10 protein-coding genes are annotated in these 12,169 nt (G+C 48.1%); all 10 read left to right on the top strand.

Annotated elements, in window-relative coordinates; genetic code table 11:
• Positions 1 to 13 precede the first annotated feature (13 nt).
• The gene (gene kdpB, locus B2M23_RS14990) at positions 14 to 2,074 is read left to right on the top strand and encodes a potassium-transporting ATPase subunit KdpB (RefSeq protein ID WP_038353965.1); all 2,061 of its coding nucleotides are present in this window, start codon (positions 14 to 16) and stop codon (positions 2,072 to 2,074) included.
• A gap of 10 nt (positions 2,075 to 2,084) precedes the next feature.
• Entirely contained in the window at positions 2,085 to 2,657 is a 573-nt protein-coding gene (locus tag B2M23_RS14995; protein WP_038353964.1) for a potassium-transporting ATPase subunit C, read from the top strand.
• A 103-nt stretch (positions 2,658 to 2,760) separates the two neighbouring features.
• Entirely contained in the window at positions 2,761 to 5,484 is a 2,724-nt protein-coding gene (locus B2M23_RS15000) for a DUF4118 domain-containing protein (RefSeq protein ID WP_038353963.1), read from the top strand.
• A complete protein-coding gene (locus B2M23_RS15005; protein WP_038353962.1) occupies positions 5,474 to 6,169 on the top strand; it encodes a response regulator in 696 nt (231 codons plus the stop codon). The genes B2M23_RS15000 and B2M23_RS15005 overlap by 11 nt, the downstream gene beginning before the upstream one ends.
• 141 nt (positions 6,170 to 6,310) lie before the next feature.
• The gene (locus B2M23_RS15010; RefSeq protein WP_038353961.1) at positions 6,311 to 7,516 is read left to right on the top strand and encodes a BaiN/RdsA family NAD(P)/FAD-dependent oxidoreductase; all 1,206 of its coding nucleotides are present in this window, start codon (positions 6,311 to 6,313) and stop codon (positions 7,514 to 7,516) included.
• On the top strand, positions 7,509 to 9,071 hold the full coding sequence (locus tag B2M23_RS15015) for an NAD(P)/FAD-dependent oxidoreductase (protein WP_038353960.1): 1,563 nt from the start codon (positions 7,509 to 7,511) through the stop codon (positions 9,069 to 9,071). Before B2M23_RS15010 ends, B2M23_RS15015 begins: the two co-directional genes overlap by 8 nt.
• A gap of 113 nt (positions 9,072 to 9,184) precedes the next feature.
• Positions 9,185 to 9,397, top strand: coding sequence for a hypothetical protein (locus B2M23_RS15020; RefSeq protein WP_013379874.1), 213 nt, complete (start codon positions 9,185 to 9,187; stop codon positions 9,395 to 9,397).
• A gap of 346 nt (positions 9,398 to 9,743) precedes the next feature.
• Positions 9,744 to 10,460: an undecaprenyl pyrophosphate synthase gene (locus tag B2M23_RS15030; RefSeq protein ID WP_052237465.1), complete on the top strand. Its 717-nt coding sequence runs from the start codon at positions 9,744 to 9,746 to the stop codon at positions 10,458 to 10,460.
• Between the two features lie 13 nt (positions 10,461 to 10,473).
• The gene (locus B2M23_RS15035; protein ID WP_013379877.1) at positions 10,474 to 11,277 is read left to right on the top strand and encodes a phosphatidate cytidylyltransferase; all 804 of its coding nucleotides are present in this window, start codon (positions 10,474 to 10,476) and stop codon (positions 11,275 to 11,277) included.
• 11 nt (positions 11,278 to 11,288) lie between these two features.
• Positions 11,289 to 12,107 (top strand): M50 family metallopeptidase, encoded by an 819-nt coding sequence (locus B2M23_RS15040; RefSeq protein ID WP_038353958.1) that lies wholly within the window; start codon positions 11,289 to 11,291, stop codon positions 12,105 to 12,107.
• The last annotated feature ends 62 nt before the right edge of the window (positions 12,108 to 12,169 follow it).

Below are 12,169 nucleotides of genomic sequence, written 5' to 3' on the forward strand. Positions count from 1 at the left end.
AAAAGGTGAGAAAATGAAGAAAAAAAGTATGTTTAACAAAGACATTATGAAGGACTCGCTCGTTCAGTCTTTAAAAAAATTAACACCGCGCGTGCAGATCAAAAACCCTGTCATGTTTGTGGTATACCTCGGAGCCATACTCACATCCGTTTTATTTGTTCTGTCGCTCTTTGGTATCAGTGATGCCCAGAGCAGCTATACACTGACCATCGCTGTCATTCTCTGGCTGACGGTTCTTTTTGCCAATTTTGCTGAAGCGCTGGCGGAGGGAAGAGGGCGCGCTCAGGCAGAAAGCCTGAGGAGCAGCCGGAAGGATGTAATGGCGAGAAAACTGAAAACAGCAGATGTTAACGCCGATTATATAGAAGTCAGGGCTTCTGAACTAAAAAAAGACGATATTTTCATGGTAAAAGCCGGAGAACAGATTCCGATGGATGGTGAGGTTATTATCGGAGCGGCGTCGGTCGACGAGAGTGCCATTACCGGAGAATCGGCGCCGGTAATCCGCGAATCGGGCGGAGACAGAAGCGCTGTAACCGGCGGCACCTCGCTGGCGTCGGACTGGCTGGTGGTTCGTGTAACAGCCGAAGCGGGTGAAACCTTTCTGGACAAAATGATCGCCATGGTAGAAGGTGCTTCCAGAAAGAAAACACCCAATGAGGTTGCCCTTCAGATTTTGCTGGTAACCTTGACCATTATATTTTTGGCCATTACGATTACGCTGTTCCCATTTTCAGGATTTGCCGCGGCGCAGAGCGGGCAGGGCGAAGCGGTTTCAATCACCAATCTTGTCGCCTTACTGGTCTGCCTGGCGCCAACCACCATCGGCGCGCTGCTTTCCTGTATTGGGATTGCAGGTATGAGCCGTTTAAACCAGGCTAACGTACTGGCAATGAGCGGACGCGCCATTGAAGCCGCAGGCGATGTGGATGTTCTACTTTTGGATAAAACGGGTACCATCACCCTCGGAAACCGTCAGGCCAGTGAATTTTTACCGGTAAAAGGCGTAAGCGAGGAAGAATTGGCCGATGCGGCACAGCTGGCTTCTCTGGCCGACGAAACGCCCGAGGGACGCAGTATTGTGATTCTGGCCAAGGAGAAATTCAATATCCGGGGACGGGATATGGAAAAGCTCAACGCGGATTTTGTGGGGTTTACAGCCAAAACCCGCATGAGTGGGATCAATTATAATAATAATGTTATCCGGAAAGGCGCGGCAGACGCCATAAAAGAGTATGTGATGGTAAAGGGCTATCCATATCCGGATGAATGTGAAAAGATTGTTGAAAATGTTGCGAACCAGGGCGGTACGCCCTTGGTAGTGGCTAAAAACGGACAGGTAATGGGTGTTGTCCACCTGAAGGATATTATAAAAAACGGCGTTAAGGAACGGTTTGATGATTTGAGAAAAATGGGTATTAAAACCATTATGATCACCGGTGATAATCCTATGACGGCCGCGGCCATTGCGGCTGAAGCGGGCGTAGATGATTTTCTGGCAGAGGCCACACCGGAAACCAAGCTTGATTTAATCAAGGATTACCAGTCCAGGGGCTATCTGGTTGCCATGACCGGTGACGGCACCAACGACGCCCCGGCACTTGCCCAGGCGGATGTAGCTGTTGCCATGAATACTGGTACACAGGCTGCCAAGGAGGCTGGGAATATGGTGGACCTGGATTCCAGCCCCACCAAACTGATTGAAGTCGTGCAGATAGGAAAACAGCTGCTGATGACCCGGGGGTCATTGACGACCTTCAGCATCGCCAACGATGTGGCCAAATACTTTGCCATTATCCCGGTTCTGTTCTTTGCCATTTATCCCCAGCTTTCAGCCTTGAATTTTATGGGGCTGACCAGTGGTACCAGCGCCATGCTTTCGGCCATCATTTATAATGCGCTGATCATAGTCGCATTGATCCCGCTGGCTTTAAGAGGGGTTAAATATCAGGAACAGCCGGCAGGAAAGCTCCTGCGCCGCAATATGCTGGTCTATGGGCTGGGAGGACTTATCGCGCCCTTTATAGCCATCAAGCTGATTGATATGATCCTGACCGTTTTCGGTTTAGTGTGAGGTGAGTAAAATGACTGAAAATAAATCGGTAGTGAGACCGGCCATTGTCGGATTTTTGATACTGGCACTCATCACAGGGGTTATTTATACCTTTGTGTGTACAGGCATTGGGCAGCTTTTGTTTAATCATAAAGCAAATGGAAGCATAATCACTGGAACGGGCAATGGGCAGGAGGTACAATACGGTTCTGAATTTTTAGCCCAGCCCTTTACAGATCCTAAGTATCTGATTGGCAGACCCTGGAATGATGGCGTCCCCACAAACTTAAACCCGGTGGGCAATGAGCAGGCAGCGCTGGTTCAGGAAAGAATCGACTGGTGGCATGAGCTGGACCCGGAGAACACCGCAGACATTCCAATGGAGCTTGTCACTGTGGGCGGCAGCGGTTATGATCCGGAAATCACACCGGCCGGAGCTGAGTACCAGGTGGCACGCATCGCGAGAGAACGGGGCATCGGTGAGGAAAAGGTGAGAGAAATCATCACTGCCAACACAACAGACCGTGCTTTTGGCGTGCTGGGTGAGCCGACGGTCAATGTATTAAAAGTAAATTTAGCACTTGATGGTATTGAAACAGAATAATCGTCTATGATAGTATTAAGGGATAGAGGAAGCTCTATCCTTTGAGACGTTGGAGGATATATTGAGAGATAAAAGAGAGGCAATGTCATAGTGGAGGTAAAATATGGATTTTCAGGATGAACGTCCAAATCCGGAACGTTTACTAGAAGAAATAAACGAGGAAGAACGGCGCAGCCGGGAAGATGAAGAGGGTATCGGACATCTGAAAATCTTTTTTGGCTATTGCGCGGGTGTGGGTAAGACCTATGCCATGCTGGAGGAGGCGCAGCAGCTTTATAAGAAGGGTGTGGATGTACTGGTAGGCTATGTGGAGCCCCATACCCGGCCCGAAACCATGGCAATGCTTGAGGGCCTGCCAGCAATCCCGCCTCAGGTGGTAGATTACAAGGGTATCACCCTCAGAGATTTCGATCTGGATAAGGCGCTGGAGCAAAAACCAAAGGTCATTATCGTCGATGAGTTTGCCCATACCAACCCCGAGGGCTTCCGTAATAAAAAGCGCTATCAGGATATTGAGGAGCTGCTGAATGCGGGAATTGACGTATACACCACAGTCAATGTCCAGCATATTGAAAGCCTGAACGATGTGGTCGGAAGTATTACCGGGATCATCGTACATGAACGCGTGCCGGATTATGTTTTTGACAAAGCAGATAAAATCAAGCTGGTGGACATTGATCCCGAGGAGCTTCTGAAACGTTTTGAGGAGGGCAAGGTTTACGCGCCGGAAAAGGCCGATCTGGCGAAAAGGCGGTTTTTTACCGTTGAGAACCTGAACGCTCTGCGTGAAATCGCCATGCGTAAGGCGGCAGACCGCATTGTCAGCGGAGCAGGTACTAAAAAAAAGAAGGTGCCCTTTTCTAAGATGCTGGTATGTGTGGGGCCGTCGCCGTCCTCGGCGCATTGTATACGGACCACGGCCAGAATAGCCGATGCTTTCCATATTCCGTGGGTCGCACTATATGTCAAAACCTCAGACCGGACCTATGCGGATATCAGCGAGCGAAAAAATCTGCAGGATAACATGAACCTGGCCGAGCAGCTGGGGGCAGAGATTGTCACCATGCAGGGTGATGATATGGCCATGGTTATATCGGAGTATATCAAGCAGTCCGGAATCACCAATGTTGTGATCGGCAAGGGAAGAAACAAGCCAAATCCCTTTAAAGAGGATCTGGAAGATCAGCTTTTAAGCATGAATCCTGGCATCGAGATACACATTGTGCCGGACAGCCAGGCCGAGAAAACTGGTGGCGGTATCCCCAAAAAGCGGCTTAGCTGGCTGAGTAAACGAATTTTGAGCCTGCACTTTTCATTGAAGGATTTTGGAAAAACGGTCTTGATGCTGGTGCTGGCAACCGCGATCTCATTTGGACTCAGGGATCTTAATCTGGGTGATCAGAATATTATTATGGTTTATATTCTCTCGATTTTGGTGATTTCCAGATTAACTGTTGGATATTTATATGGTGTGTGTGCCTCTGTTTTTGGCGTGCTGCTTTTTAATTTTTTCTTTACAGAGCCTTACTTTACCTTTAATGCCACTAATCCGACCTACCCGGTGACTTTTATTGTCATGCTTCTGGTAGCGTTGATGACCAGTGCGCTGACCAATGGGATTAAGGTTCAGGCCAAAATGGCAGTGATGAATGAAAGACGCACTGAGATTCTCTATGAGTTGAGTAAAAAGCTGCTGATTACCCGCGGCCTTGAGAATATAGTGACGCTCACCAACGAATCCCTGACTTCAATTTTTGAGCGTTCTGTTATTTTTTATACGCAGAATCCAGATGAAAAGAACCGCGGAACTTTTATGCAGGGACCAGAGGAGACAAGCGGTGCCTTCATGCAGTCCAAGGAGGAAGAGGCAGTGGCGCACTGGGTTTTCCAGAATAAAAAGGCGGCCGGAAATGGTACAGATACGCTGGTAGGCGCAAAGGGCTTTTATATGCCGGTTGTTTCGCAGGGCAGGGTTTTAGGCGTCATTGGCGTTTCCTGTGTCGAGGAAATGCTTCCGCCAAAACGGCGGGCGTTTTTAAAAATGATCGTATCACAGGTTGCCATGGCTCTTGAGCGGCAGCGGCTTTCTGATGAACAGGGAAAGGCCCGGCTGGAAACAGAAAAGGAAAAAATGCGGAGCAATTTTCTCAGAGCCATCTCCCATGATCTTCGGACACCGCTGACCGGCATTTTAGGCTCCAGCTCAGCGTTGCTTGAAAATATCGGAGAATTGGATGTCTCAACACAGAAAAAGCTTTTGCGGGATATCAAGGACGATTCTGAGTGGATTATCCGCATGGTTGAGAACCTGCTTTCAGTGACGCGGATCGGCGAGGGAAAGGTCGATTTGAAGAAGCATCCTGAGGCGGTGGAAGAGATTGTCGGCGAGGCCGTTGCCATTATCCGCAAGCGGTTTGACCATACCGATATTAAAGTTGAGGTGCCGGATACCCTTCTGATGGTGTCGATGGACGGCACATTGATTGAACAGGTCATGATCAATCTGATGGAAAACGCTATAAAATACGCAGGCTCTCATCCTGTTTTAGATGTAAAGGTGCAGAATTTAGGAACAAAAGCCCGTTTTATCGTGGGTGATAATGGAGAGGGAATCTCCGAAACCATGCTGCCGCATATTTTTGAAGGCTACATGGGTGATGAAGAAAAAAGCAGCGATTCACGCCGCGGCATGGGCATTGGACTGACCATATGCAAATCCATTGTCGATGCCCACGGCGGCACATTGAAAGCTAGAAATAAACAGGAAGGCGGGGCAGAATTCAGTTTTGAACTGCCCATAGAGGAGGATGACAATAATGAGTCATAAAGCATTAGTACTCTTGGTTGAAGATGAAAAGGGAATTCGGAATTTTATATCTACGGTTCTCGATGTTAATAATTACCGTGTAGTGGAGGCAAGAGACGGCAAAGAAGCCCTTGAGCTTTTCACCTCTCGGTGTCCGGATTTAATCCTGCTGGATCTGGGGCTTCCAGATATGGACGGCATAGAGGTTTTAAAAACGATCCGGGGCTGGTCGGGCATACCGATTATTGTCGTTTCGGCAAGGGGCCATGAGCGTGAAAAGGTTGAGGCGCTTGACCTGGGGGCAGATGACTACATCACCAAACCCTTTGGGACTTCGGAGCTGCTGGCCCGTATTCGTACAGCCATGCGCCATCAGCAGGTAACAGTGGAGGTGCCGGAGCGGACAAATTTTACAGTGGGTGACCTGACCATTGATTTCGATAAAAGGCTGGTAACCCTGAATAAAAACCCAGTCCATTTTACCCCCATTGAGTATAAAATATTAGAGATTTTGACCCAGTATCCCGGAAAGGTGGTCACCTATGATCAGATTATTAAGGATATATGGGGGCCTTATACCAATGAGAACCAGACGCTTCGGGTGAATATGGCGAACATCCGCCGGAAAATTGAAGAAAACCCAGCAGAGCCAAAGTATATTTTGACAGAGGTGGGTGTGGGATACCGGTTTGTAGATGAAATTTGAATTTTGAAAGAAGATTAAAAAGCTTCAGCGTGCTCCTGGGTGCGCTGAAGCTTTTTATTTTGAAAGGAAGGCGGAAGGCTTCCTTGCGATGTTTTGTAAAAATAGGTATAATATTACATTATTAAAGACAGGTGAATGATCATGGAAAAATATATGAATGACCTTATTATTATCGGCGGCGGGGCCGCCGGTCTGGCGGCAGCTGTTGCAGCCAAACGCTCAGCCCCGTCTATGCAGGTCACAGTGCTCGAAAAAAAAGATAAACCAGGCAAAAAGCTCAGGGCCACAGGAAATGGCCGGTGTAATATCACCAATACTGCGCTTGAGACAGCGCCGTCCACCATTGCTTTTTTTGAGTCGCTGGGAATCCCTGCGCGGGAGGACAGCGAAGGAAGAGTCTATCCCTTTTCAGAAAGCGCGCCGGGTGTGGCGGAGATTTTCACAGATCAGCTGAAGGCACTCGGCGTGAAGCTCCAGACCAACACGCCAGTTAAAGCGATTTCGATTGAGAAGGGCTGTTTTGCCGTAGGGGCGGAGAAGAAACAGCTTTTGGGGAAAACGGTGATTTTGGCGACTGGGGGAAAGGCGGGGCCTGCCTATGGCTGTAGTGGCGACGGGTATACGCTGGCAAAGGCTTTGGGCCATAATGTGACAAAAACACTGCCGGTTTTGACAGGAATTTGCTGTGCGGATATGCCGGAAGCCTTAAAAGGCATCCGGGTAAAAGGAAAACTGAGCCTGATCTGCCGTGACAGGGTAGTATTCTCGGAGCAAGGAGAGGTACAGTTTACGGATTACGGCATTTCGGGAATCTGCGTTTTTAATCTGAGCCGCTATTTAAAATATCTGGGTGAAGAAAAACTTACACCCTATACAATCGTTCTTGACCTTGCACCGGAGAGAAGCTTTGCCGCAGTGCTTTCTTCATGGCGTCAGGACACAGTGCTTGGGGAGAAAGCCTGCATAGATGCTGTATCTGGGATCATCAAGCCGCCGTTGGCAGCTTTGCTGCTCAAGCAGGCGGGCATCAAGGAAAAAAGAAAGCTGTCAGAGCTTTCAGCGTCTGAAATATCCACCATGGATGGGCACTTGCATCATCTGAGCTTTAAGCCGGTTTCCACAATGGGCTTTAAGATGGCCCAGTGCACAGCAGGCGGTATCGCAGATACGGAGGTGGATGGAAAAACACTGGCCTCCAAAATAGTGCCGGGTCTTTATTTTGCCGGAGAAATTTTGGATTACGACGGTCCTTGCGGCGGTTATAATCTGGATCATGCTTTTAATACAGGCCGCCGTGCCGCTGAGGCCGCAGTGGTTGCCATCCTACAAGGAGATTATCATGTATAATTATCGAATCACCAATATCCGCCTGGAACTGGATCAGGACTGGAGTGTATTGCCAGAAAAGGTGGAAAAAGCCTGCGGCCTTCGTCCTGGAACGCTGACCGAATCGGACATTGCTGTCCGCAAGGAATCACTGGACGCCCGGAAGAAAAAGGATATTCACCGGGTACTTACCCTTGATTTTAAATATGCTGGAAAGATCCCTGCGCGTGGGAAAAAAAGAGTGTCAGCGGCGCCGGATTTAAGGCCAAAAGCCATTATATCGGGAGAAAAAACGCTAATGGGCCGTCCTTTAGTGGTTGGCTTTGGTCCGTGTGGTATTTTTGCCGCGCTCTCATTGGCCGAAGCAGGCTATGCGCCCGTTGTTGTGGAACGGGGCTGTCCTATGGAACTGCGTGTGCCTGATGTAGATGCTTTTTGGAAAGAGGGAAAGCTTGATCCTGAATCCAACGTGCTGTTTGGAGAGGGCGGCGCCGGAACCTTCTCCGATGGCAAGCTGAGCACCGGGATCAAAGACCCTCATATCCATCAGGTGCTCACTTCCTTTGTGGCAGCCGGAGCGCCGGAGGACATCGCCTATTCTCAGAAGCCGCATATCGGGACAGATATTCTCCGTAAGGTTGTGGTGGCATTGAGAAAACGCATTGTAGCCGCAGGCGGAGAGATTCATTTTAATACACAAATGACAGGCCTTGAGCAAAATGAGAATGGTGAGCTGATATCCGTTGAGCTGAAGACAGGAGAAGGGAAATGGCAGCACCGCACAAATGCTGTTGTGATGGCTTTAGGGCACTCTGCGAGGGATACGTTCCGCACTTTAAAGGATATGGGGATTCCGATGGCGCAGAAACCGCTGTCCATTGGGGTACGGCTGGAGCACCCCCAGCGTATCATCGATCAGGCACAGTATGGCGATCAGACTGGTCTGCCTCCTGCAAGCTATAAGCTTTCCTGCCGCGCGCAGAATGGCCGGGGTGTTTACTCCTTCTGCATGTGCCCTGGCGGTGAGGTGGTGACCGCCTCCACACAACCGGGTATGGTCTGTGTCAATGGCATGAGCAACCGGAAACGTGACAGTGGTACTGCCAATGCCGGAATTTTGGTAGATGTCCGAACAGAGGATTTTCCGTCGGAGGATGTCCTGGCAGGCATTGAATTTCAGGAGTACTGGGAACGGCGTGCCTTTGAATACGGAGGCGGCCGGTTTGCACCGCCAAAGTGCACCTTTGCAGAGTTTCGCGATAATACCGGAAAGGGGCAGGAGGTTGCAGCATGCCTGCCGGATTTCGCCGTGGAAGCTCTGAGAGAGGCCATACCAGTTTTTGGAAAACGGATTAAAGGCTTTGACGCAGACAACGCGTGTGTTACAGCCGTTGAGACTCGAAGCTCATCACCGGTGCGAATTCTCAGAAACGAAGATTACGAGAGTGCGCTGAGAGGGCTCTATCCTGCCGGAGAAGGGGCAGGATACGCCGGTGGAATCACTAGTGCCGCCTGTGACGGACTGCGAGTGGCCGAAGCCATCATCAAAAGATTCGCGGTGCGTAAGGAAGAATAATATCAGGTGCCTTGGTAAAAAAAACACATAACACGCTTACATTTTATCTTTAATCACTATGGGGTTTATGCTACACTTAGCTTATAAATTTGTTTAGTGAGGAGATGCTTAATATGTTAGGAAAGAAGCCGATTTTGAAATTTGTCAAGGTACAGGGTGAGGACGCGCCAACCGAATTTTTGGAAATGGAGCTTACAGAGTTCACCTGGCCTAAAGGCGGTGTCGGCATTTGTCCGGTGTGTGGCGCTAAAGTGAATGGCAACGGGAAAGACTGGATCTGTGAAAACGAAGAATGCGGTCTGCATTTAAACGGTCCTATTTTTTAGCAGGTAAAAGAATGCCTCTCGGGGCATTTTTTTAATGCCCGATAAAGTAAAAACCCCTGGTATAATACCAGAGGCCTTTGGGAAATGTGTGAAAATGAGAATTATATTGTATAATATAGCACGTTTTACGAAAAATGTAAAGGGCTCTTGGATAAAAAATAACATATTTTTTATTAAGTATAACATTAATATAATAAGGTTTGCTCTATATGCACAATGGTTTTTGAATGTTAACTTTATTTTGAAGCTTAAACAAAAGATAAATTATCAATCTGTCCGAACTGTTAATTTACAAAAGGGTTCAAATAGATTATAATGTTACAAGATACAATGAATGAGGTGTGACATGGGAATAGAAGACTATAATATATCAGAAAAAAATATGCCGGTGCATATTGCCATTATTATGGATGGCAATGGCCGTTGGGCAAAGCAGCGCAGAAAACCAAGGCTGTTTGGCCATAATGCCGGGATGAAGGCATTACACAACACGGTACACCTGGCCTCTGATATGGGAATTAAGATACTGACAGTATACGCTTTTTCTACAGAAAACTGGAAGCGCAGTCAGGAAGAGGTCGATGGCTTAATGCGGATCGCCGTCGAATATTTTATGAAGGAAATCGCAGAGTTGCACCGCAACCATGTACAGGTTCGGATCATCGGGGAGAAAAGCCGTCTGCCAAAGGATGTCCAGAAATCAGCGGATAACGCGGAGTCTCTGACAAGAAACAATGACGGTTTAATTTTAAACGTCGCATTAAACTATGGCGGACGTGATGAAATTGTGCACGCGGTCAGGGAAATCATGGAAGAAGGGACAGCACCGGGGGATGTGACTGAGGAGATGATCTCAGCTCATCTGTATACAAGAGATCTGCCGGACCCGGATATTATGATCCGGACAGGCGGGGAAAGCCGGCTCAGCAATTTTCTGCTCTGGCAGAACGCTTACACGGAGTTTTTCTTTGATGATATCTGGTGGCCTGATTTTGACGACGACGCCTTTTATAAGCTGATAGAGGCTTATCAGCAGAGAAATAGACGCTTCGGTACGGCTTAGGCAGGAGGTTGAGATGCAAAAGAGAGTATTGACGGCGGTTGTTGGATTGCCGGTTCTTTTCGGTTTGCTCTATCTGGGTGGTTACTTTCTCTTTGTGGCCTGTCTCGTGCTTTCTGGAGTTGCTTTGATTGAATTCTCAAATGCCTTTAACCGGCAGCTTGAGAACAAAATCAGCCTGCCCTTTGTTGAGATTTTGAGTGTGATCATTTTGGTATCGATGAAGCTGGATTATTATTCGCTGATGCCGACTCTGATGGTCGTTCTGATCATTGTATTCTGTTTTGAAATATTAAATGGAAAAACAGATATTTACCGTGGGATTATAACATTTTTTGGATTGATTTACATTCCAGTGCTGTTTGGTTATTTGATGATGTTTGAAAATATTAAGCTGGGCATCTACTATATGTGGATGGTTTTTGTCATTGCGTTTTCAACCGATACGGCGGCCTATTTTGTCGGGCGCGCCATTGGTAAAACCAAGCTGGCGCCAGAGATAAGCCCTAAAAAGACCATTGCCGGAGCAGTTGGCGGTTTAATTGCCTCGGCTGTGTTTATGGTGCTTTACGGCATTATTATGAAGTTTGGCTTTCAGATGGATCTGCCGGTTTATTTATACGCGGCAGTCGGCTTTGTAGGGTCTATTGCGGGCCAGTGCGGCGATTTGACAGCCTCCATGATTAAACGTAAGATGGGAATTAAGGATTTTGGAAAGATACTGCCTGGACATGGCGGCATTTTAGACCGCTTTGACAGTATTCTTTTTATCATCCCCCTTGTTTATATTTTTGCAACCTATACCGCTGGACTTGCGTGAGGTATTGAAAGATGAGTATATTAACAAATATTTTGATGGTTCTCTTGACACTGCTTATTTTATCTGTTCTGGTAGTTGTTCATGAATGGGGCCATTTTATTGCAGCCAGAAAAACTGGCGTCTTCGTTGAGGAGTTTTCCATTGGGATGGGGCCGCTGATTTACGCTAAACAGGGTAAGGAAACCCAGTTCTCGATTCGTGCGCTGCCCCTGGGCGGCTTTTGCAAAATGCGCGGAGAAGGTGACGCCGGCGAAGAGGATGAAGAGATAGCCGCTGAGGATGCGGCAGTGCGTGAGCCAGTGGACCCGGATGATCCGAGAAGCTTTTCCAATAAAACAAAGGGACAGCGCTTTATCATTCTGGTGGCCGGGGCGGCAATGAACATTGTGTTCGCCTTTGTGCTGCTGGTATTGATCTACCTGTTTAAAGGAGCCAACATTCTGCAGGCGTTGGGTCTTGGCCTTACGACAACCGGAAAGTTTGGGATTACCATTTACCAGAGCCTTTACATGCTGGTGACCGGGCAGGTAGGAATGAACGATGTGGCAGGTCCGATCGGAATGGTCAGCATGGTCCACGATTTTTTCCAGTATGGAATCATTGCGCTGATGTCCTTTACGGCCTTAATTTCAGTCAATTTAGGGGTGATCAATTTACTGCCGCTTCCGGCTCTTGATGGTGGACAGATCATGATCATCATTATTGAAAAGCTGGTTGGACGTGACCTTGATCCTAAAAAGGCAAACATGATCAATTACATCGGCTTTATGGCCCTGATGCTTTTGGCGGTGGTCATAGCGGTGAATGATGTAATGCGGATAATGGGCTGAGAAAGGGTTGAGAAAGAAGGGCCGCGGTCTTGCCGTGATTCAGTTTCTATTTCAGGCCTGTT

This window comes from Eubacterium limosum (genome assembly GCF_000807675.2).
Taxonomy (GTDB): domain Bacteria; phylum Bacillota; class Clostridia; order Eubacteriales; family Eubacteriaceae; genus Eubacterium; species Eubacterium limosum.

Excerpts from the sequence above, each read along its gene's own strand:
- B2M23_RS15030 (WP_052237465.1), top strand. The coding sequence starts at position 9,744 with ATGGGAATAGAAGACTATAATATATCAGAAAAAAATATGCCGGTGCAT.
- B2M23_RS15040 (WP_038353958.1), top strand. The coding sequence starts at position 11,289 with ATGAGTATATTAACAAATATTTTGATGGTTCTCTTGACACTGCTTATT.
- B2M23_RS15005 (WP_038353962.1), top strand. The coding sequence starts at position 5,474 with ATGAGTCATAAAGCATTAGTACTCTTGGTTGAAGATGAAAAGGGAATT.
- B2M23_RS15020 (WP_013379874.1), top strand. The coding sequence starts at position 9,185 with ATGTTAGGAAAGAAGCCGATTTTGAAATTTGTCAAGGTACAGGGTGAG.
- B2M23_RS15015 (WP_038353960.1), top strand. The coding sequence starts at position 7,509 with ATGTATAATTATCGAATCACCAATATCCGCCTGGAACTGGATCAGGAC.
- B2M23_RS14995 (WP_038353964.1), top strand. The coding sequence starts at position 2,085 with ATGACTGAAAATAAATCGGTAGTGAGACCGGCCATTGTCGGATTTTTG.
- B2M23_RS15000 (WP_038353963.1), top strand. The coding sequence starts at position 2,761 with ATGGATTTTCAGGATGAACGTCCAAATCCGGAACGTTTACTAGAAGAA.
- B2M23_RS15010 (WP_038353961.1), top strand. The coding sequence starts at position 6,311 with ATGGAAAAATATATGAATGACCTTATTATTATCGGCGGCGGGGCCGCC.
- kdpB (WP_038353965.1), top strand. The coding sequence starts at position 14 with ATGAAGAAAAAAAGTATGTTTAACAAAGACATTATGAAGGACTCGCTC.
- B2M23_RS15035 (WP_013379877.1), top strand. The coding sequence starts at position 10,474 with ATGCAAAAGAGAGTATTGACGGCGGTTGTTGGATTGCCGGTTCTTTTC.